A 22,836-nucleotide genomic window follows, 5' to 3' on the forward strand; every position below is an offset into this window, starting at 1 on the left:
AAGGTTGTGCACCTTATGTTATCCCAACAAACAATTGATATCGTAAAATCTACAGTTCCCGTTCTTGAGCAGCACGGCAAAACAATTACAACAGTCTTCTATAAAAACATGTTCGCAGCTCATCCAGAGTTATTAAATATTTTCAACCATGCAAACCAATCACAGGGCCGTCAGCAAACAGCACTTGCCAATGTCGTTTATGCTGCTGCTGCTAACATCGACAATCTTGGAGCGATCATCCCTGCAGTCGTCCAAATCGCTCATAAACACCGTTCGTTAGGAATCGAAGCAGAACATTATCCAATCGTCGGTTATCACCTCCTCGGAGCGATTAAAGAAGTGCTCGGAGACGCAGCTACTCCTGAAATCATCGGCGCTTGGGGAGAGGCATACGGAGTTATTGCTGACGCATTTATCGGCATCGAGAAAGAAATGTACGATGAAACAGAAGAAGCAACAGGATGGAGAACATTCAAGGATTTCGTCATTGCCAATAAAGTTCAAGAGAGCGACGTCATCACTTCCTTCTATTTACAACCAGCCGATGGCAGACAACTGCCTACGTACAAGCCTGGCCAATACATCACAGTCCGACTCCGCATCCCTGGGGACGAATACACATTGAATCGTCAATACAGCTTGTCACAAGCACCTGGAAACGAAATGTTCCGTATTTCAGTGAAACGCGAAGACGAATGTGTACCGAACGGAAAAGTTTCTACGTACCTTCACAGAGACATGAACATCGGCGATACAATCGAAGTGAGCGCACCAGCGGGAGACTTCTATTTGGATACAGAAAGCACTACTCCTGTCACATTGATTAGCGGCGGTGTCGGCATCACACCGATGATGGCGATGTACGAAACGATTGCAAGTGTTTCACCGGAACGGCAAGTCGCATTCCTTCATTCAGCACGTACACGCAAGCATCAAGCGTTCGATGAAGTATTGCGCAACGTGACAGAATCACTTTCAAACGCAAAATACGAAGTACTTTATTCCGAAGAAGGCGACGGGTTCATTACCCGCGAATTCTTGGCGAAACATGTAGCGGAAGGCAGCGACGTATTCGTCTGCGGACCAACACCGTTCATGCAAGCCGTCATCTCTGCATTGCATGCAAACGGAGTCTCGGAAGATAAAATCCACTTTGAGTTCTTCGGACCGAAAGAACAACTGGAATTACAAAACGCATAAGAAAAAGCGCGTGTCTCTCAAACGAGAGAAACGCGCTTTTACGATTATCTACGCAGTATCGACGGAAGCCTGAATGACGCAACAATGAGCGCCCCTACTAGGAATAGACCGGAATACCCGACAATCGGATAGAAATCGCCGACCAACTCCTTAAAGCCTCGGAAGCTCAGTGCAAATCCGACAACCAATGTAATCAAGACAAAAACCCTAAATTTATCCGTGTCAATCTTGACGAACCTCGCACCGAAAGCATAAAACATACTAACAGCCGTATTGAAAATCATTCCATAAAGAATGAACGCCATGAAAGTCCCAAGTATAGGGGAAATATCATTGATGATGGCAAGCATCGGCAGGTCTGCATCCCCTACAACATCCACTTTGGAGAAAATGGCCAAATGGCTCAGGATAATTAGAATCCCCAATCCTAATCCGCCAACCAAACCGCCAATTGCAGCGGATTTTTCATCCTTCTCAGCTCCACCCATAACCAAAGCCATTGAAGCACCTACAGTAATGTTGAAGGATACATAGTTAATCGCGGAAAAAAACCAGTTCGGCAACGGCGTCTCCAGTGCGATAGCGGTTTGATTCAATGAGCTGAACGGCTGATCCATCGTCGCCAATGAATAAACTGAAATGATAACGACCGCCAAAATCAGAAATGGCGTAATACTCCCGATAACGGCAACAACTTTATCGACATTCAGCAAGATCGTCAAATAGACAAGGAGCACCATTACGATCGTTCCTATGATGGGGTGCAATCCAAATTGTTGATTCAGATTGGAACCCGCCCCTGCCAACATGACGACGCCTGTACCGAATAACGTAAAAATAATGACGAAGTCGACAATTATTCCAACGTACCGTCCACTGATTTTGTAGATGACTTCCTTATGGGAAGTCGTACGCATCCGGCTTCCAATCCTCGTTAACACCATTCCCAAATAAGCAAAAAGAATTGTGGATATAACTGCTGCAACAATTCCCATGAATCCAAAACTCGTAAAGTACAGCAGTATTTCCTGCCCTGAAGCAAAGCCGGCACCGACGATGATTCCGATGAAAGCACTTCCCATTTTCAGTATCTTTTTCATACTATTTTCCCCCTCGAAATCCCCGTAAAAAAACCTTTCATAGGCCAAATAATCCGACTTCTCAACATGAAGAGATTTGTATTGTTTTAATTTAACACGGTATTCACCTCAGTTCAATAAAAGATTTTTCTTTATTTTTATATTCCGTTATTTGACAAAAAAGAACCGTCCCAGTTAAGGAACGGTCCTGTTATCGATTATTATTTTTCTAGTAATTTTGTTGATTCCCGGATGAATGCCGGCAAATCGTCTGGAGTCCGGCTTGTGACCAATTGATTCTGGCAAACGACGACTTCCTTATCCGCATAGTTCACGCCTGCATATTCCATATCGACTTTTATGGATTTGTATCCCGTCGCGTCGCGGCTTTCCAACGTCTTTGCCGTAATCAGCAGCTGAGGTCCATGGCAGATGGCGAAAACCGGTTTCTTAGCGTCCATGAACGCTTTCGCGAATTGGACGAAGCGGTCATCCGCACGCAGCTGATCCGGTGAAAATCCACCTGGAATGAACAGAGCATCGAAGTCTTCAGGCGAAGCATCGCCGATTCCGAGGTCTACTTTGACTGTTGACTCCCCTTGCTTGCCCTTCACTTCCTTGCCGGCTTCCTTCTCGATCGTGACGACTTCATGTCCAGCTTCCTCGAACGCCTTCGCCGGCTCCGTGTACTCCGAGTCTTCGAATAGATTCGTGATTACCGTAGCAATTTTAGCCATAGTCTATCATCCTTTCTTGTTTCTACCCTTACTACTATTCCACACTGGAGGGCAGCTAAACTTAAGGGCGATACTTTGAGACGTAAGGATTATCCTTTTCAAAGAATCTCCAAGGATAATGGACAGCTTCACCGGAATTCCCGATTCCGACACGGGGACCCATTTCAATCTCGACTGCTCCCGGCCCTTCGGCAATGAACAGCGGCTTGTCCGCCCAATGATGTCCGTAATACTTCATCGAGACGCCGAGTGCTTTCGAAAGCTTGCCAGGGCCATTTGTCCAGTCCTTCATCTTCAAATGCGGACCCCGGTTGTCCTGCATCAGCTCAAGCCCATCAACCGGTTCCGCTGCACGGATGAGTACGGCATGCGGAGTTCCTATGGGGCCACTCACGACATTCATCAACGTATGTGTGTGCATTTGATACGTATACACAAGCCCTGGCGCGCCGAACATGATCTCCGTCCGTTTCGTCCGCCGGTTTCCGAAACTATGGGCGGCTCGATCCTCAGGTCCTTGATACGCTTCCGTCTCCACGATCCTTGCAGCAATCACGCCATCCGGATGCTCATGCACAATATATTGCCCGACAAGGTTCTGCGCCAGCTCCAGCACATGCGGTTCAAAAAATGATTTATCAATCGGCTTGTACATCCGAATCCTCCTCACGTTCGAATCTCTCCGTTATTTTACAGTGATCTTGTTATCAGTAACTTCCTGTACATCGCTGCAATTTCCGGGTTCTCTCTTTCCCAGTCTTTATTTCGTGGCATAGGGATCTTGAATTGCTTTTTCATCTCCGTCATTAAACCGGCCAACAGCATATCCCTTTTTGGCCGGTCTGCAAAGATGATGTCCTCATATTCTCTTTGATAATCCGCCAGCGATTTCTTGGCTGCCATTTCAATTTTCCTCCGCTAATGTTCTTCAACCTTATTTATCCCCTAATGTTGCAACTATGATACTTTCACGACAATCCTTGCCCTTCCGCAAACTCCCGATACAACGGGTGGGACTTAATTAATTCCTCATGCGTGCCAATTCCCGTAATGCGGCCCGCCTCTAGGAAAATGAGCTGATCCGCGTCAACCACCGTCGACAACCGATGCGCGATGATGAGCGTCGTCCGCCCTTCCATGAGCCGCTGCAGCGCTTCCTGTACATGCGTCTCCGAACCGCTGTCCAAATTGGACGTCGCTTCGTCTAGTAAGAGAATCTCCGGATTATGCAATAACGCACGCGCAATCGCAATCCGCTGACGCTGGCCTCCTGAGAGCTTCATTCCCCTCTCTCCGACGAGCGTTTCAAAACCGTCGGACATCGCTTCAATAAATTGAAGGGCGTTCGCCGCCTCCGCAGCCTTCCGCACCTCTTCCATTGAAGGACGAATTTCCAACCCATAAGCGATATTATCCAAAATCGTCCCACTCAACAACGGACTTTCCTGCGACACATAGCCAATCCGTTTCCGCCAATCGGACAATGCAATTTCTGAAATTGGCATACCGCCAATCGAAATCTCACCCACCGTCGGCAAATAAAAACGTTCGATCAACGAGAAAATCGTCGTCTTCCCTCCGCCGCTCGGACCGACAAATGCAGTCACCGTCCCTGGGTTTGCTTGGAATGAAACTCCCTCTAGAACCTCTTTTCCGCTTTCATATGAAAAACCGACCGATTCAAACTTGATGCTTCCATCCGGCACATTCGTGGATCCTTTAGAAGGTTCGCTATCCATTCCTAACATCTGCTGAATCCGTTCAGTCGCCCCGACAGCCTTCTGGAAAATCGTAAATACTTGAGCCATCTGCGCAAACGGCATGATAATTTGGAACATCAGAAAAATGATAGCGACAAGCGTCCCCGCGGACAACACGCCTTTTGAAACTTGCGCGCCTCCATAACCAAGGATCACGACTAAAATACTCATCATCACGAGCGTCATGACAGGCGAAATGATTGCCTGTATCTTCGCCTCTTTCAATCCGAATGAAAACAGCGAGCTGATCGCTTTCCCACCCTTCTCCCCTTCATTCGGCTCCGCCCGGTAAGCCTTCACTAACCTGATATCGCCAAGCACCCTGCCAAGATGGCCCGAGAACTTCGCCATCTCCCCTTGCGTCGCTTTTGCGATTTTATGCATAATCCGGCCAAGCGGAAAGATGATCGCCATACTAACCGGTATGCTGATCAACATGATCAACGTCATCTTCCAATCCAAATACAGAAGAATTGCAACTGCACCGATTATCGAAATGATTCCCGTAATGAACGACACGAGATGATCTGACACCAATTGCTTCAGCATCGTCGTATCCTGCGTTATCCGGCTCATTGTCTCACCGGTTTCATTCTCATCGTAATAAGAAACCGGGAGCCGAAGCACTTTGTACCATAACTTATTCCGCAAGTCGGCAACGATCGTCTCACCGATGAATGCCAGCAAATAATACGAAACCCCGCCCAATACCGCCTGCAGAATGAAAACCGCAAACAAGAACACAGCCGTACTCCAATTAAAAGAGGCACCCGTCAAGGAATCGACAAGCTCCCTCGTCACTAACGGAACCGCCAAACTCGCCGCCGTCGAAAATAACGCAAGCACAAGCGCAAGCGCCGTCTTCCCCTTCGGCCACTTCAGCTGGCGCAATAAACCGATGAATTCCTTCATCGAACCTTTCGTTTTCAATTCACTTTCCATCTACTCACCCTTTTCTCTCTCCAATTACGCATAAATTCATCCAGCCACGCATAAAACGATCCAGAAACGCATAAATCCTAATTATCGCGCATAAACTCTAAAATTCACGCATATCCCCTTCTAAAAGTCCATAAACGCGCACAATCACGCATAAACTTCTCCTGACGCTCTATTCTCCCTCATACCAATAATAAGCATTATAAAATTCCGTATACATATCGAAGCTCTTTCTAATGTCATTTTGAATTTCTTCTAGTCGATGGATTAAGTGGAACCTCGAAGGAGGAGAGCTTTTTATCCTGACAATCTCCTCCTCAGCTGCTTGAATCCATCGCAAAGTCGCATATAGATACTTTCTGGATTCTGATGAATGTGGCTCCTCAAAAGTGATAGACAATACCCTGTCCTGCAAGAATCTAAGGTCTTCTAAAATAATATTCAAGTCACCTTTACCAATACTCGATCTAGAAGTCGTCATCATATCCATTTCATACGTTTCGAGAATGTGTTTTGTAGCGTACTTTACATGATCCATCGAATAGCCTTCCGGATCCTTTCCTTTATTCTCTTCATCCATCTTCTTAAATTCATATAATTTCATTTTGTAATCTTGCAAAATAGGAAGTTCCGTACTGACTGAAACTGATTGATAGACACTGAATACCGAATACGGGAAAAATACCTGTGCAAAAATCAACCCTACGACAACAAGTAAGCCCATCCACAATCTCTTATTCAATCCATATCCCCCTTGCTCAATGCCGCCAACCAATTCTCCACTTCCCGCGGGGACTTTAAAATTAACACTTCCGCATCGCTCCGCTCAAGCATTTGAAAAACACCTGGCCGCTTCTTCTTCGGATACGTCCATATGAACTTCACAAACTCCCAATCAACCTTCTCCGGACAGCCTTCCGCCATATCCGGGCGCGTTTTCCCCCGATACATCCATCTCCTCTTGAAAACCCGCATTAGGCATAGCCAGTTCGGGAAGTCGAGGAAGACGATCAGGTCAGCATATTGAGCCCGCATCTCAATCGTGGAGTTGAAGTTTCCATCGATGATCCATGCGGGCTTCTCTAATTCACTTTGAAGTTTTTCCCTAAATTCCGGCTTCGACGTAGGTACCCATCCTTCATTCCAAAAAAGTGCATCTAAATGAAGGGCGGGCAATTGCAGACGGTTCGCCAGCTCGACCGATAACGTCGATTTCCCCGCGCCGCTGCATCCGATTATGAGAATCCGTTTATATGATTTTTCATTCATTCCGCAAATTCTCCAGGAACTCTCCAATCTTCAGCCAATCCGCATCCAGATCCGGCCTATGCGACGGACGGTAAAAGACGGCCGCTGGATGGAATGTTGGCACAATCCGATACACCTTATCCGTCCACTCAAACGTCGTACTCTCAAGATCCGGAAGAAACCGTACAGGCCGTTCCAGCAACTGGCCATGCAGCTCCGTCACTTTCGCCGCTTTACCGATCAACCTTTGCAGGCCGACATTCCCGAGCGCTACAATCAGTTTCGGCTCAATATTTGCTATCTCATAATCGAGCACCGGGGCATGCGCCAAAATCTCTTTCGCAGTCGGCGGCCGATTGTATTTTCGTTTCGTCATCGTGCCGTCCCGCTCCCGCTTTTCGCCCCATTTGTACGGCCTGCTGCGGACCGTGCTCGTCATATAAACATCATCACGCGTCAATCCAATTGAATCGAGCGACTTCATCAATTCCTTACCAGCCCTGCCGATGAAAGGAATTCCATCCACAGCCTCAAATTCCCCTGGCGCTTCGCCGATCAGCAGAAGCTCTGGCTTTTGCGGACCTTCCCCATAGACAAATCCTTCTACCGGAAATCCTTTGATCCGCTCCTTGCCAAGTTCAGCAATTGACTCAGGTATTCGAAACATCGGCACACTCCCTTTCAGCCTTGCAACAGCATTATCGTTTCATCTAAGAACGCCTTGCCGTCACCATGTTTAATCTTCTCAATTCCTTCTTCTATCCGATCATATCGAAATGCGCGAATTATTGCGAATAGATGGGGGATCATCTCCCGTTCGCCATCGGATAAAGGTCTTTCTGCTTCATAGGCCTCTATGTATGCATGATAGCGCTCTTCCGGCGTTTCAGTTCCCTCGAAGTCATGGTGCCATGCCAAGAAAACAGCAACGCCTATGCACTCATTTAGCAGGACTTCATCCCCGGCAATATCGTAATCAAAGACTGCAGTAATTTTATCTTGTTGGAATAAAAGATTATAAGGACATAGGTCCCCTTGAACCGGGCCAGACGGAAGCGAACTCCACACTTCTTTCAACTTCAATCTTCTACTTTGATACAGTTCTTTTACCGTGGCTAGTTCCATCCTAAACGTCCCCTCCTCTTTAACGTTCCGAATGAAGTCCAAATAACTTAATTCATTTTCATCATAATCGCCAATTGCATCGGTTTCATTCCCGCCGAACATGCCCCAACTCGTTCCTGTTCCGAAGCGAAAATCTGTCGTTGAAGAAATGGCATGCTGTTTGCCGAGCAATTTTCCAATCTCTCTACTATGTGACAAACGGAGATGTTTTATCTCTTCCCCAAACCCCTTTTTTTCGAGGATAAACAGCAAACCTCCATGCTCAACATACCGATTACCTATTATTGTTTTTTCAGGCACGATAAAGGGCAAACCCGCATCATTCATAAGTATGGTGAATTCGATAATTTTCTCGATAAATGCTACCGGCTGTTTCTCACCCTTTAGATAATACATTTCCCCGTCCACTTCCACTTCCGCAACAAGTCTTTCTTTGTCCCGTAGAATTTCGTGCCGTGTAACCGGTTCTGTAAAATAGTATTTCATTACCTCTTGAATCAATTCATTCGCCCCCAACGATATGTTCCTCCAGCGCCCGCTCCACGCTTGTAGCAAAACTGTTACCGGCTCCCCAATCAAATCGGAAGAACACACCCTCCGAGCTGCCCGCCGCCACGACATGGACGCGTGTTGTCCCTTCGAAATTATCAATCGTGGCAGTGACGGACGCACGATTATGCGAGCGCATATAGTATTTCTCCATAATCAAAACATGGACTTCCGACAAACCGGCTGTCCTCACGTAATGATCCACCAATGTGCCGCTGATGCTCCCCCGCAATATTTCCGTTTGAATGATATCAGCTGCTTCCGTTGGAGTGATACTCACTGTAAACTCTTTGACTGACATACCAACATCCCCTCTCTTTATACGTCTAATTACGTATGGAGCCGAATGGAAGTTTCATTAAGTTGAAACTTCCCAGAGAGGCAGGCGAACTTGAGCGTGGGAGGCGCTTCCTTGGGTGCGGAACGTTAATTATTGGGCGAACCTATAGGTTTTGTATGCGGAGGGTCTGCCATTCCTCAACTCCCCATGACGCGATTCCAAAATAAAAAAACTGACGACCCTGGATGAGAGGTCGTCAGCAAGGATATTAGTCAGCGATGAGATCAGGGTCGTTTTGGTTCGCGATACCAAACTCAAAGTAATTTGATCTTTCGTTGATCAGGAGATACTTCAGGCCGTTATGGTCGACGTAGGTTTCTGTGTCATTGCCGTCTTCGTTCGGGTCTTTCAGTCCTAGTTCGTTCATGATTGTTTTCGCATCTTCGTCCGCCACGTTGCCAACTGATTTGATAATGACATTGACAATGTCGAAAGCGGTTTGCCGCGATTCGAATCCTTCGACTTCAAGCAGGATCGCTTTCAGCTCGTCCTCTTCACCTGTCGACAATCCGTTGATCCTTAGGTCATCATGCAATTCAATGGTTGCCGTTTGCGTGCCGTCTTCCTGGTCGAGCCACTCAAATTTCTCGATTTTGTAATCCAACCCTTGCGCAGCGGCATGTTCATTGAACTTGTCCTTGAATTTATCCATCGACAAGCCGATAGTTTGGTCGTTTTGAAGATTGTTTTCGGCTTCTGCGTCATCTGCTGTTTCCTCGCCTGCTTCATCCTCTTTGGCATTCGGGTCAGCGCCTCCCGCCTCTTCTGTCTTCGTCTCGGTTTCACTGTCGGCAGTTGTATTGGCTGAGTCGCCGCCCTTGTCATTCCCGCAAGCAGCTAGCCCTAATACGAGCACAAGCGCGAAAATGAGTAGTTGTAGCTTTTTCTCCACGTTTCCATCTCTCCTATTCTAACTTGATCCATATTCTATGTATCTTCACTCTGTCCTTGTATAACCTTCATGGATCACCCGCAAACATACCGCTTCCACGCAATCCATACAAAAAGGACTGCCGAGTAGCAGTCCCTGTTGTTTTATTCCAATTCCAGTTGTTTCGTTTCGGTCCCTAACAATAAAACCGCCAGGACGCCGATGATGATGGCGCCGCAGAAGATGCCGAAGATCAGTCCGAAACCGTAGCCTGCAGTTAACAGGGAGCCGACGAGCAACGGACCGAAGATGCCGCCGATTCTACCGGCTGCTGCCGCCATTCCTGAGCCTGTCGCCCTGACAGCGGTCGGATATTGTTCCGGCGAATAGGCGTACAGTGCACCCCATGCCCCTAAGTTGAAGAATGAAAGGAGTGCGCCGGAAATGAGGAGCATTGTAAGCGATTCAGCGTTTCCGAACAGAAGCGCGCTCACAGCTGTCCCGATCAAGTACGTCGACAGCACGAATTTGCGTCCCGCCCTTTCAATGAGCCAGGCAGCTGTGAAGTAGCCAGGCAATTGCGCGAGTGTCATGATGAGCACATATTTGAAGCTGTGGATCATATCGAACCCTTTCATGACCATGACGCTCGGCAGCCAAAGGAACATGCCGTAATAGGAGAACACGACGGTGAACCAGACGATCCAAAGCATCGTCGTTCTACGCGCGTATGGCTTGGACCAGATAAGCTTTAGCTTGTCGCTGAAGGACTGTTTCGGTTCCCCTTCCCTTTCGAATTTCGGGGAGTCAGGCAAATTCCGCCGTAAATAGATGGCGTAAAATGCAGGGAGTGCTGTTAGGATCAAAGCAATCCGCCAGCCGTATTCCGGGATGATGAAGTATGCCAGCAACGCTGCGATGAGCCAGCCCGCTGCCCAGAAGCTTTCCAAAAGGACAACGACGCGACCTCGTTCTTTTGCCGCAACACTTTCCGATACGAGCGTCGATGCGACTGGGAGTTCCCCGCCGAGACCCGCTCCTACGAAGAAACGCAAAATGAGGAAGACTGTCAATGTTGTCGTCAGCGCAGATAATCCGCTTGCCAATGAAAAGAGTACAAGCGTCATCATGAAGACATTTTTCCTTCCAATCCGATCCGCGAGCAAGCCGAAACCAAATGCCCCGACCGCCATGCCGATCGAGTTCATGCTCCCGATCCAGCCCATTTCTGTTGTCGACAAATGCCATTCTACCGAGATGGCCGCAATGACGAATGAAAGGATTCCGACGTCCATTGCATCGAACATCCAACCTGTCCCGGAAATTACGAGTAATTTATTGCGGGAAATCCCGCCCGTTTTATTGTTCACAAGTAGTCTGCCCCTCGTTGTATAGTTTTGGTGTCTTGACACTTGTCATTATACTCCTGAGCAACTGCTAATCACAAGAACTTTTTTTAATTCATCACGAATTGCCCGTCAACGATGCGTGCATAGACCCCTAACGTATCCGTGTCAATATGATGGACAGTGTCTCCTATCCAAATCTCGGTCCCGCAGCGAGCAAGCCCGATTGTAATCGTACCGCCGCTCTCCGTCTTGACGACTGTTTTGACGCCTTTCGTGGAACCGGTCTCCTTGATGGATACTTTTTCACCCGCAGTAATGACGCCGCCACGGCAGCAGCCTTCGACGGAAACATGCTTCTTAGCGCTCACGGAGCAATTGTACAGTCCGGAATCGGTCACTTCGATCGTCCCATTGCAAGACAGCGCACTGTTGATGGCGTATGGAATCTTCAACAAAGAGCAACAGCTTCCACCTGCCGAGTATTGCTCTACCAGCGCGTGGGCCTCCTTCAATAGCTTTGAAAACTCCTCCGCATTCCGGACAACTGTCATCGATGTATCCGTAAAGACGTTATACAGTTTTTCGATGACCGGTTCCCATCCAGGTGATAATTCGGTGGAATGGTTCTTCGCTTTTTGAATGAATTCATTTTTATCGTGTTCAAACTCCAAGTATTTCTCTTTCAGAATGACCAATACAAGCTCTTTCAATTCACTGGCATCGACTTCTTCCGGCTTGACGCCTCTACTTTGGATGATTTGAAGGATTGTATCCTTTATCCTCTCCAAATAGGAAAGAAGTCCGTTCAATTGCTCCGCCAGCGCTTCTTCCAACACTTCCTGCATCCCGACTGTCACGGTCGAGGAAAGGACATTCCCTTCGATGATGGCGGACGTTCCCGCTTCAATAGTCGCTTTCCGTACTGCTCCGCAAATGAAAACCTTCCCTGTCGCCCCGACGAACATGGAGTTTTCCACATCCTGCGCGATTCGTACATCACCGTCGTGTTTAATATCCCCACTTCTCATGTCGACATTCCCGTCATGCAGGAATTCATCAGCCTGTACCATCACGGGCTTCCCCATACTTTCACCCCGAGTCATGTTTTACTTTTATAATAACAAAAAACAGGCCTGTTCACTCAATAAGTGAACAGGCCTGTTTTACTCAAAGACCCGCTTGAACCTCTTCGATCATCTCTTTCATGGAAAGCAATCCGCCGCCTGATAGGTACCAGTACTCCCCGTTCAAGTAGACGATTTTATTGTTCTTATACGCGTTAGTCTTTTTCACAAGATCGTTTTCCACAGAGTCTTTTGCGCTAGCTCCGTTGCCGATTGCAGCGTCACGGTCGATAACGAATAGAACATCAGGGTTTTTCTCAACAATGTATTCAAACGAAATATTTTGTCCGTGCGTAGAAACTTCGATCTTCTCGTCTGCTGCTTTATAGCCCAATACGTCATGGATCAAACCAAAACGCGAATTCGGACCATATGCACTCACTTTGCCTTCGCTCGCAAGTACAAGAAGCGCTTTTGAACCATTTGAAGATGCCTTTTCATGAATGCCAGCGATTTTTTCATCGATGTCAGCTAGCTCTGACTTCACTGCATCTTCCTTGCCGAAGATTTCCCCGATCATTTCAGCATTATGTTTGAATGAATCCATATAATGCGCATAATCCAAGCCGACATAAATCGTCGGAGCAATTTCAGCGAATTGATCGTACAGATCCGCTTGGCGTGATGAAATGAAGATAACGTCAGGCTTCATTGCGTGAAGCGCTTCAAAATCAGGCTCTTTCAAGCTTCCAAGGTTCACATATTTATCATCATCGTATTTCGAAAGGTATCCTGGAACGTTCGCTCTTGGAAGGCCTGCCACTTCAATTCCGAGTGCATCCATCGTATCAAGTGTACCAAAGTCGAAAACGACGACTTTCTCGGGGTTTTTCTTGATTTCTACAGCTTTGTCGCTTAGTTCATGCTCGATGGAGATTGTTTCGCCTGCTTTATTTGTATCGGTTCCTGATGTTTTGCCTACTTCTTTTTCTTTCGTACCGCAAGCCGCAACCACAATCATAATAGCTGCAAGCAATAGCGCCATTGTAAGTTTTTTCATCAATACCATCCTTTTGTTTTTAAGAGTTAAAATACACACAAATTCGGCAATTATTCATTTGTTTAATAGGAATATCCATGTCGTAAATTTCCTTCAAAGCATCCGAGTTGATGATTTCGTTCGTCAGACCATCTTTCACGACACGCCCGTCTTTCAAGGCGACGATTCGATCGGAATAGACAGATGCGAAGTTGATGTCGTGAAGCACGATGACGACTGTCTTCCCTAGATCATCAACCAATCTGCGCAAGATCTTCATAATCTGGACTGAATGCTTCATGTCCAAGTTATTCAATGGTTCATCCAATAGAATATAATCGGTATCTTGGGCGATGACCATCGCAATGAAAGCCCGTTGGCGCTGACCGCCAGATAGTTCATCCATATATTCATGCTGCATTTCCATCAGACCCATATACTCCATTGCCTGCTCGATGATCCGCAGATCCTCCGAGTTGAGTTTCCCTCTGGAGTACGGGAAACGTCCGAACGAAACCAATTCACGGATTGTCAGACGTACATTCATGAAGTTGGATTGTTTCAAAATGGATACACGCTTTGAAAATTCATTGGATTTCATTTTATTCACTAGGTGATCATCCACAAGCACTTCGCCTGTGTCTGCGTCAATCAGTCGGCTCACCATTGAAAGCAGCGTCGATTTCCCCGCGCCGTTCGGTCCGATGAATGAAGTGATCTTCCCACGATGGATATTGACGTTCACCTTTTCAACGACCGCTTTTTTTCCATAGAACTTTGACAACTCACGGACTTGGATCATGAGGATCGACTCTCCTTTAATAGTAGATAGATGAAATATACACCGCCGACAAAGTTGATGATGACACTGAGCGTCGTCGAGAATGTGAAGATACGCTCCACGACCCACTGCCCTCCGACGAGTGCAATGATGCTCATGACGGAAGCGCCCGCAATAAGAATCGAGTGCTTATATGTTTTGAAGAATTGATAAGCTAAGTTGGCTACAATCAAACCAAAAAAAGTGATTGGCCCGACAAGCGCCGTAGAAACGGATATCAAAATTGCAGATATGACCAACATCAATTTGACGACCCGATCATAGGAAACGCCGAGGTTGATGGCCGTATCCCTTCCGAGTGACAGTACATCGAGATCATTGAATGATTTCCAGCCGATGATGAACGTAAGAATAACGATTCCAAGCGCCCACCAAACCAGTTCCCCGCTCACATTGTTGAAGCTCGCGAACATTTTGTCCTGCACCCGCATAAATTCATTCGGATCAATCAGCACTTGAAGAAATGTTGATATGCTTCCGAAAAATGTGCCGACGATAATTCCGACTAGCAATAGGAAGTAAATCGGCTGCCCGCCCCTTTTGAAGAGGAAGCGGTACAAAATGAGCGCGAAAACAACCATCGTCGAAACGGATAAAATGAAATTCACATGCTTGTTGACGATTGTAATATGGTTTGAGCCCAGAAAGAAGATGACGACCGTCTGGAGCAATAAATACAAGGAATCCAATCCCATTATACTTGGGGTCAAGATCCGATTATGTGTAATTGTCTGGAAGATGACCGTCGAATACGCGATTGCCACGCCAGTCAACGCCATCGCAATCACTTTGATGCCGCGACGGGGAAGCGCATAGTCAAAACTGCCATTTAACCCTTGGAATAAATACAAGGCACAGAACACAGCGGCAAACACTGACAAGATGATCAATTTCGTAGAATTACGCATATGCCTTCCTCCTAAACAGCAAGTAGAGGAAGATACCGCTTCCAATGACTCCGACCATCAGACTGATGGAAATTTCATAAGGGTAAATGAGAACCCTGCCTAAAATATCACAAATCAGAAGGAAGATTGCACCTAACAAAGCAGTGTGCGGCAAAGTCTTCTTCAAATGATCCCCATGGAAGATCGATACGATATTTGGGATAATCAAACCGAGAAACGGAATCATCCCGACCGTCAAAATGACCGTTGTCGTAACGAGTGCAACCAAGATAAGACCGATATTGACAATCCGCTTATACGCAAGACCCAAGTTTCTCGAAAAATCCTCACCCATTCCCGCCACCGTGAACCGGTTGGCGTACAAGTACGTGATGATCAGCACAGGGATGCTTATGTAAAGAAGTTCGTACCGCCCTTTCATGATCATCGAGAAGTCACCTTGCAGCCACGCCGACATGTTTTGGATTACGTTCGACTTATAAGCGAAGAATGTTGTGATAGATGATAGGATGTTTCCGAACATCAGCCCGACGAGCGGAATGAAAATCGCATCCTTGAACTTGATCCGATCAAGAATCTGCATGAATAGCAATGTGCCCGCAAGCGCGAACGCAAACGCGACAATCATCTTCTCGATCGTTGATGCATTGGTGAACAATAACATTGAGACTAAAATGCCTAACCGGGTGGCATCGAGTGTCCCTGCGGTCGTTGGCGACACGAATTTATTCCGGCTTAGTTGCTGCATGATCAGACCCGCAATGCTCATCCCTGCCCCGGCGAGTAGAATCGCTACAAGTCTAGGCACGCGGCTGATGAGGAAAATTTCAGTCTCCTCCGATTTGAAATCGAGGAGGTCCAACGGTTTAATCGAGCTCACTCCAACGAATAACGACAGGAATGAGAGTATAAGTAGTGCAATGAACAAATAACGTTTCTTCATGAAGAAAGAGCTCCGATATCGAATATTAGCGATCTAACTGAGAATCTCACTAGTGAAAACGATTATCAGTTAGCCACTAACCCAATTATAGCAGTTGTGAATAAAGAGTCAAATGATAATTGAAAATGATTATCAGTTGTGAGATTACAAGATGATAGTCAGTTGTTCGCATCAAAAAAAGCGGTCATGAACAGTTGAATCCAACTGTTCATGACCGCTTGCGTGTTATTACTCTTGATCTTGTCCTTGTTGCATCAATTCTTCCAAATCAACCGCTTCGTCAATCACTTCTTGAGGAACGACAATTTCATCGATCTCATTAATTTTCGTAATGACGGATTTCATCTTTTGAACGATGCGCATTTCTTCCTCTTCGATTTTCATCGTCATATCCATGTCCAGATCGAACGCATTCGTATAGAACGTTTCCTTGTCAATGTACAGGATAACTTCCAAGCTTTTCACATCTATATTTTCAAGTAGCTCAGATTCTTCCTCAGTCATATCTGCTGGAAGAGACGATCCCATCAATTCTTTCATCAGGCCACTGAACTTATCGCCGGAAGCAGCGAGCGTCAAGATGTACTCATCATCAGTCTGTTCGAACTTAAAATCATCCTTGAATTCATTGAACATTTTCATATCCAATGTTGGATCTGTTTCGCCGCCCATTTGCGCCATCATTTCATCATACATATCCTTAGGCATCTTAATCCATTGACCAGACTCAGGATCATTCATGAAGAAACCTGACTCACTCATGTACAGCTCCATATCCATTTTGCCCATCTCGCCCATATCCATCTTCATGTTTTGGTGCATTGCCATAGGTTCGACGATGATGTCCATGTCCATTTTAATTTTCGAATCCATTTCAACCTCTTGACTTGGCATCGAAATCTTTTGATCGATATCCATTACAGCATGCATGCTCTTTTGCTCTGCCGATACTTCCATCGCTTTGCTATATACTTCTTGCGCCGTCATCTCACTTTTATTTTCAAGCTCGACTTTTTCACCGGTTCCTGCATCCTTTTTTGGCTCTGCCGCAGATCCGCAAGCCGCCAATCCAAGTGCTAGCACACCGACACCAAGACCCTTTAACCATTTTTTCATTTGTCTCGCTTCCTCTCTTTGTTTCTCTTTATGTCACATCTAATCATACGGTATAAAAGGAAAAGGGTTCCATCATTTAATGCAATTCCTATAATTTGAATCTTTCCTACTACAGGAATCCTCTGTGCCTTTTCTCACTCGCTGCAGCTATTTTGAATCCTCATGTTTTAATGTCCCTTTTGAATGAAATCCGCTATAATGACTGGGAATGACAGAAAGGACATCATACTATGCTCAAAAAATTCGCATCTTATTATAAGCCGCATAAAAGGCTTTTCATCATCGACTTTTCAAGCGCCATATTCGTTGCTCTGCTAGAGTTGGCATTTCCGATGGCTGTCCAATGGTTTATCGACAAGCTCCTGCCTTCCGGAGATTGGGGGATGATCGTTACGACGAGCATCCTGCTACTGATCGTCTACCTAGTAAGCACATTCCTCCAATATATCGTCAGTTATTTAGGACATAAGCTCGGCATCAACATTGAGACGGATATGAGACAGCAACTGTTCAATCATGTCCACCGGCAGTCTTTCCGTTTCTTCGATAACACAAAAACGGGACATGTGATGAGCCGGATTACGAATGACCTGTTTGATATTGGAGAGCTCGCCCATCACGGGCCTGAGGATGCTTTCATTGCGGTCATGACGATCATCGGGGCATTCATTCTCATGTTTAACATTAATCCCGAGTTGGCCATCATCGCAATCTGCATGGTGCCCCTCCTCGTTGTGCTCGTGACATTCTGTAATATTAAAATGAATGCTGCGTGGCAGAATATGTACGGGAAGATCGCGGATGTCAACGCACGCGTCGAGGATTCGGTGTCTGGTGCGCGGGTCGTCAAATCGTTCACGAACGAAGAATTCGAAATTTCGCGATTCAAAAAAGACAATGGCAGCTTTAGGCTAGCTAAGCTCGTCGCCTATAACGTCATGGCATGGACGCATTCGAGCATGTTTATGATGACAAGGCTTGTAACATTGATCGTCCTCGTTGTCGGTGCATGGTTCACTTTCAATGAGCGACTGTCAATAGGGGATCTTGTCGCATTCATTCTGTTCGTCAATATTCTTATCAAGCCTGTCGATAAAATCAGTGCCTTGCTGGAGCTGTATCCGAAAGGGATGGCTGGATTCCGCAGGTTCCTTGATTTGATTGAACAGGAGCCGGAAATCAAAGATCGTGACGGGGCGAAGTCAGTCAGCCACTTACACGGTGATATTCTGTTCGACGATGTCCATTTTCAATACGATGATAATAAATACGTATTGAAAGGTATTGATTTATCAATCAAATCCGGTGAGACGATTGCTTTCGTCGGTCCATCGGGTGCGGGGAAAACAACAATCTGCTCCCTTATCCCACGGTTTTATGATGTCGATTCCGGAGCGATTTCAATCGATGGTATCGATATCCGGAACATGACGCAGCAGTCGTTGCGTTCACAAATCGGAATTGTGCAGCAAGACGTCTTTTTATTCACAGGGACGATCAAGGAAAACATCGCGTACGGAAATTTGGATGCATCGGACGAAGAAGTATTTGCAGCCGCTAAAAAGGCGCATTTAGAAGAGTTCATCGCCTCGCTTCCGAACGGCTACGAAACGCAAATCGGTGAACGCGGATTGAAATTATCCGGAGGCCAGAAGCAACGGCTCGCGATTGCACGGATGTTCTTGAAGAATCCTCCAATTCTCATTTTGGATGAAGCTACGTCAGCCCTCGATACGGAAACGGAACGCATCATCCAGCAATCGTTGAATGAACTTGCTGAAAATCGGACAACCCTTGTCATTGCGCATCGATTGGCGACAATCCGGGATGCGGACAGAGTCATTGTCGTGACGGAGGACGGAATTGCGGAAGACGGAAAATACGATGAGTTAGTAAGAAAAGGCGGTATTTTTGCCCGCCTCCATAATATTCAATTCCAAGAGGTTTAACATTTTGAGAACCGGGGGATACTACTACTATCCCACCCCCCTTTCTCTTTATAGATAAAAACCGTACCGGTGACTTTCGAGTCACACGGTACGGTTTTTTCGTTATATTTGTCCAGCTAAAGCCGTCACGAAGAACGGCTTTTGCGAGTACAAGCGCAGCGTTACGAGCAGCGGCGGCAGGCGCCTTCAGCTTTTCGTTAATGACTAATAATGAACTCCTCGAACTTGATTCTCTCCGAACCATCCATTTCGACGGTCATCAACGTACCCTCTTCCTCGTACTCCGTCTTCTTCACATTCGCCTTGTCATTCAAATAGGAAACGATATCTCCACGATCGAACGGAACGAGCAGCTTGCACGTGATGTATTGTTCAAAGATCTTTTTCTTAATTAATTCAAGCAATTCATCCAGGCTTTCCGCTTCTTTTGCTGAAATCCAAGCGCTATCTGCGGTCTCTCTTGGATAAGGGACCCCTGCAAGGTCAGCTTTATTGTAGACGTTGATGGTCGTAATATTTTCAACGCCGACGTCATGCAGCGTCTCATTCGTCACTTCCATCATGTAACGGTATTCCGGATTTGAAACGTCAACGACATGCAGGAGGAGATCGGCCCCGCGCGCTTCTTCCAACGTGGAGCGGAAAGCTTTGATCAAGTGATGGGGCAACTTGGATACGAAGCCGACTGTATCCGTCAGGAGGAATTCCTTATTGTCGGCAAACTTCAAATGCCGGACAGACGTGTCAAGCGTCGCGAAGAGCATATTCTCCTCATACACTTGCTTCGTATGATCCTCGTCCATTTTTTGCAGCATCCCATTCATCAATGTCGATTTGCCAGCATTCGTATATCCGACGATCGATACGACAGGGATGCCGCTTTTCTTCCGTTGCTTCCGCTGTGTATCACGCCGATCGCGTACATGCTCTAGATCCTTCCGAAGCTTCGCAATCTGGTCTTCGATTTTCCGACGGTCAAGCTCAAGCTTTGTCTCCCCGGCCCCTTTGTTCTGGAAGCCGCCACCCGTTCCGCCCCCTTGCCTGCTCAAAGACGCACGCAAACCGACGAGCCGTGGAAGCGTATATTGAAGTTGGGCCAACTCGACTTGCATCCTCGCTTCATGCGTCCGTGCCCGTCTCGCAAATATATCGAGGATGAGCATCGTCCGGTCAATGACCTTCACTTCCAGCTCCTGTTCCAAGTTACGGATTTGGGACGGGGAAAGCTCATCATTGAAAATGATCAGATTCGCATCCGTCTCCTCGTAAAACCGCTTAATTTCTGCGATCTTCCCTTTTCCGACATACGTGGTCGGGTGCCTTCGCTCCAAATTTTGCGTTACCGTACCGACGACTTGCACATCGATAGCCTCCGCCAAATTCTGCAACTCTTCCATCTCATAATCAAAATGCTCATTATTCTGTTCCTGCACGCCGACAAGAACTGCATATTCCACTAAAATCTCCATAAGCAAACCCCTTTCCTACCATCTACCGAATTACGACTTCCTGCAATCTATTCTTTCCGGTTTCTTGTTCGATGAACCGAAGCCGGACATCCCCGATCATAATATCGTTCAAGTCCCCGACCTTTTGTGATAGGAGGATTGCCCATTCACCCGTATCCCGGAGCGGATCTTCTACCGCGAAAACGCACTCACGGATCTCTAATTTTTCATTATCCGAAGTCAATGCCCCCTCCGATCGCAACTGCTCGAAACGTATTTCCTCAGGTGTTTCCCATTCAATGAAAAAAGGATAAGGCAACTCATCGGAAACTGGCTGATCGACAAAAAGCATTTTCCATTTCTTCAGCTCTCCACTCGCAGTCCGACGCTCTGCATCCAACACGCCGGAAGTCGCAAACCCTTTGTTTGTAATATCCTCATTAAATTGCTCAATATCGGTTACGGATAAACATAACGTACCCCATCCATCCTTTTCCTTCAAATCATGAAGCAGTAGACGAGTCAATGGATGATCAACTTGCTCTGCAACCTCGGGGCGTTCTACGGATAACCATTCCACATACGCATTCTTCACATACAGCAATGCGTTCTGCGTCCCCCATTTTTCATGCTTTCCACCGACAATCGCCTGTCTTCCTGCTTTCCTTTGGTCCTCGACGACTTCTTCAGGGCTTTTTGATGTGAAATAAACAACATGGTCCAGTTTCATCCAATCCATCCCCCTCTTATGAATAGATTACCATATCCATCAAAAAACGACCTCCGCTCGTGCACTGGAGGTCGTTTCCATTATCGTTCTTTTTTTAATAAAACTGTCGCATCGTAGAATTCCTTATCGATTTCCGCGTTTGGACGATACGTCAGCAAGCTGACGAAATACGTTACGACTAGGCAGATCAGGAAGCCCGGCACGATTTCATAAAGTGCATCAGACAACGCATCGATTGTACCCCAAATACCGACAGTGATCGCACCTGCAATCATTCCCCATAATGCGCCAGTTGCCGTCAGTTTGCGCCAATAAAGGGATAACAAGATAATCGGTCCGAATGCTCCGCCGAAGCCCGCCCATGCAAATGATACAAGTTTCAAGATCGATTCATTGTTCGGCCAAGCGAGCGCCATCGCGACTAATGAAACGACAAGAACCGCCATCCTTCCGAGGAAGACATATCGTTTATCTGTCGCATCCGACTTGATGATCGCCTTATACAAGTCTTCGATAAGCGCAGAAGAGGTGACGATCAATTGTGAAGAAATCGTACTCATAATAGCAGCAAGCACCGCCGCAAGCATGATTCCTGCAATGAATGGGTGGAAAATGATCTGCCCTAGTGCGATGAACACCGTTTCCTCATCGACCAATTCGGCACCAGCATTTTGCTGGAAATAAGCAATTCCCACCAGCGCGGTAGCGATTGCACCGAACAAGCTCAACGCCATCCAACCAATTCCAATCCGACGTGCACTTTTCGTCTCCTTGACAGATTTGATTGCCATGAAACGGACGATAATGTGCGGCTGTCCGAAATAGCCGAGCCCCCAAGCAACAGAAGATATGACTCCTGCAACAGTTGCCCCTTTGATAAGGCTAAGTCTGGCAGGATCCACTTCTCTGATACTTGCAGCGGTTTCAGCAAAACCGCCTGTCAATGTCAAACCGATTATTGGAACTAATAGTAATGCGAAGAACATCGTGAGACCTTGTACGAAATCGGTATAGCTGACGGCCAAGAATCCTCCGAATAGCGTATACGCGACAACGACAGCGGAAACAATCAGCATTCCGGAATGATAATCGAGTCCGAATGAACTCATGAAAAACTTTCCGCCGGCAACCATGCCTGAAGAAACATAGAATGTAAAGAATACAAGGATGATAATACCTGACGCAATCCGAAGTAGTCGCGACTTGTCTTTCAGCCGACTTTCCAAATAGCTCGGAATTGTAATCGAGTCGCTAGATACTTGCGTATACACACGAAGTCTTGGCGCAACGAGAAGCCAGTTTAAATACGCGCCCACCGTCAAACCGATGGCAATCCATGCTTCCGTTAGTCCTACAGCATAAATTGCCCCCGGGAGCCCCATGAGCAGCCAACCTGACATATCTGCCGCACCGGCGCTCAGCGCTGTAACGGCAGGTCCCAGTGAACGGCCACCGAGCATGTAATCGTTAAGATTTGTCGTTTTCCTGAAAGCATACCAGCCGATGAATAGCATCGCCACCATATACACAACAATGGCAATCAGTTGATAGAAATCACTAGACATATTCTCACTCCTGTTTCTATATTCTATTTCTTTTTA

At 46.7% G+C, this 22,836-nt stretch carries 23 protein-coding genes; 2 read left to right on the forward strand and 21 right to left on the reverse strand.

Going from position 1 to position 22,836, the window contains the following annotated elements:
- The first annotated feature begins 15 nt into the window (after positions 1-15).
- A complete protein-coding gene (gene hmpA, locus M3152_RS11665; RefSeq protein WP_251695376.1) occupies positions 16-1,200 on the forward strand; it encodes an NO-inducible flavohemoprotein in 1,185 nt (394 codons plus the stop codon).
- Positions 1,201-1,244: 44 nt separating this feature from the next.
- Here hmpA and M3152_RS11670 read toward each other — a convergent pair whose 3' ends face one another.
- From M3152_RS11670 to M3152_RS11755, 18 genes are all read right to left on the reverse strand, one after another.
- Complete coding sequence (locus M3152_RS11670) at positions 1,245-2,300, reverse strand: YkvI family membrane protein (RefSeq protein ID WP_251695377.1); 1,056 nt, start codon at positions 2,298-2,300, stop codon at positions 1,245-1,247.
- Positions 2,301-2,500: 200 nt separating this feature from the next.
- Positions 2,501-3,016, reverse strand: a complete 516-nt coding sequence (locus M3152_RS11675; RefSeq protein WP_251695378.1) for a type 1 glutamine amidotransferase domain-containing protein — start codon at positions 3,014-3,016, stop codon at positions 2,501-2,503.
- Between the two features lie 61 nt (positions 3,017-3,077).
- The gene (locus M3152_RS11680; protein ID WP_251695379.1) at positions 3,078-3,671 is read right to left on the reverse strand and encodes a DNA-3-methyladenine glycosylase; all 594 of its coding nucleotides are present in this window, start codon (positions 3,669-3,671) and stop codon (positions 3,078-3,080) included.
- Positions 3,672-3,706: 35 nt separating this feature from the next.
- Complete coding sequence (locus M3152_RS11685; protein WP_251695380.1) at positions 3,707-3,919, reverse strand: hypothetical protein; 213 nt, start codon at positions 3,917-3,919, stop codon at positions 3,707-3,709.
- 65 nt (positions 3,920-3,984) lie between these two features.
- Positions 3,985-5,718: an ABC transporter ATP-binding protein gene (locus tag M3152_RS11690; RefSeq protein WP_251695381.1), complete on the reverse strand. Its 1,734-nt coding sequence runs from the start codon at positions 5,716-5,718 to the stop codon at positions 3,985-3,987.
- A 169-nt stretch (positions 5,719-5,887) separates the two neighbouring features.
- Positions 5,888-6,457, reverse strand: a complete 570-nt coding sequence (locus M3152_RS11695; RefSeq protein WP_251695382.1) for a hypothetical protein — start codon at positions 6,455-6,457, stop codon at positions 5,888-5,890.
- Positions 6,454-6,984 (reverse strand): DNA topology modulation protein, encoded by a 531-nt coding sequence (locus tag M3152_RS11700; RefSeq protein ID WP_251695383.1) that lies wholly within the window; start codon positions 6,982-6,984, stop codon positions 6,454-6,456. The genes M3152_RS11695 and M3152_RS11700 overlap by 4 nt, the downstream gene beginning before the upstream one ends.
- Complete coding sequence (locus M3152_RS11705) at positions 6,977-7,630, reverse strand: uracil-DNA glycosylase (protein WP_251695384.1); 654 nt, start codon at positions 7,628-7,630, stop codon at positions 6,977-6,979. The genes M3152_RS11700 and M3152_RS11705 overlap by 8 nt, the downstream gene beginning before the upstream one ends.
- 14 nt (positions 7,631-7,644) lie before the next feature.
- Positions 7,645-8,589, reverse strand: a complete 945-nt coding sequence (locus M3152_RS11710; RefSeq protein WP_251695385.1) for a phosphotransferase enzyme family protein — start codon at positions 8,587-8,589, stop codon at positions 7,645-7,647.
- A 1-nt stretch (position 8,590) separates the two neighbouring features.
- On the reverse strand, positions 8,591-8,938 hold the full coding sequence (locus M3152_RS11715; protein WP_251695386.1) for a DUF6054 family protein: 348 nt from the start codon (positions 8,936-8,938) through the stop codon (positions 8,591-8,593).
- A 247-nt stretch (positions 8,939-9,185) separates the two neighbouring features.
- Complete coding sequence (locus M3152_RS11720; RefSeq protein ID WP_251695387.1) at positions 9,186-9,869, reverse strand: hypothetical protein; 684 nt, start codon at positions 9,867-9,869, stop codon at positions 9,186-9,188.
- 143 nt (positions 9,870-10,012) lie between these two features.
- Entirely contained in the window at positions 10,013-11,155 is a 1,143-nt protein-coding gene (locus M3152_RS11725) for an MFS transporter (protein WP_251695883.1), read from the reverse strand.
- A 149-nt stretch (positions 11,156-11,304) separates the two neighbouring features.
- A complete protein-coding gene (locus M3152_RS11730; protein WP_251695388.1) occupies positions 11,305-12,282 on the reverse strand; it encodes a FapA family protein in 978 nt (325 codons plus the stop codon).
- An 82-nt stretch (positions 12,283-12,364) separates the two neighbouring features.
- A complete protein-coding gene (locus M3152_RS11735; protein WP_251695389.1) occupies positions 12,365-13,321 on the reverse strand; it encodes a siderophore ABC transporter substrate-binding protein in 957 nt (318 codons plus the stop codon).
- 19 nt (positions 13,322-13,340) lie between these two features.
- Positions 13,341-14,102, reverse strand: a complete 762-nt coding sequence (locus tag M3152_RS11740; RefSeq protein WP_251695390.1) for an iron ABC transporter ATP-binding protein — start codon at positions 14,100-14,102, stop codon at positions 13,341-13,343.
- Complete coding sequence (locus M3152_RS11745) at positions 14,099-15,049, reverse strand: iron chelate uptake ABC transporter family permease subunit (protein WP_251695391.1); 951 nt, start codon at positions 15,047-15,049, stop codon at positions 14,099-14,101. Before M3152_RS11745 ends, M3152_RS11740 begins: the two co-directional genes overlap by 4 nt.
- Entirely contained in the window at positions 15,042-15,992 is a 951-nt protein-coding gene (locus M3152_RS11750; RefSeq protein WP_251695392.1) for an ABC transporter permease, read from the reverse strand. The genes M3152_RS11745 and M3152_RS11750 overlap by 8 nt, the downstream gene beginning before the upstream one ends.
- Positions 15,993-16,220: 228 nt before the next feature.
- Positions 16,221-17,108, reverse strand: a complete 888-nt coding sequence (locus M3152_RS11755; protein ID WP_251695393.1) for a DUF6612 family protein — start codon at positions 17,106-17,108, stop codon at positions 16,221-16,223.
- A 230-nt stretch (positions 17,109-17,338) separates the two neighbouring features.
- Between M3152_RS11755 and M3152_RS11760 the strand changes: the two genes are divergently transcribed.
- A complete protein-coding gene (locus tag M3152_RS11760) occupies positions 17,339-19,057 on the forward strand; it encodes an ABC transporter ATP-binding protein (protein ID WP_251695394.1) in 1,719 nt (572 codons plus the stop codon).
- 197 nt (positions 19,058-19,254) lie between these two features.
- On the opposite strand, the gene hflX is transcribed toward M3152_RS11760, so the two are convergent.
- From hflX to putP, 3 genes are all read right to left on the reverse strand, one after another.
- Positions 19,255-20,526, reverse strand: coding sequence for a GTPase HflX (hflX, locus tag M3152_RS11765; protein WP_251695395.1), 1,272 nt, complete (start codon positions 20,524-20,526; stop codon positions 19,255-19,257).
- A gap of 22 nt (positions 20,527-20,548) precedes the next feature.
- Positions 20,549-21,235 (reverse strand): VOC family protein, encoded by a 687-nt coding sequence (locus M3152_RS11770; RefSeq protein ID WP_251695396.1) that lies wholly within the window; start codon positions 21,233-21,235, stop codon positions 20,549-20,551.
- Between the two features lie 80 nt (positions 21,236-21,315).
- Positions 21,316-22,800: a sodium/proline symporter PutP gene (gene putP, locus M3152_RS11775; protein ID WP_251695397.1), complete on the reverse strand. Its 1,485-nt coding sequence runs from the start codon at positions 22,798-22,800 to the stop codon at positions 21,316-21,318.
- Positions 22,801-22,836 lie beyond the last annotated feature (36 nt).

It is taken from the genome of Sporosarcina luteola (genome assembly GCF_023715245.1).
Lineage (GTDB): Bacteria > Bacillota > Bacilli > Bacillales_A > Planococcaceae > Sporosarcina > Sporosarcina luteola_C.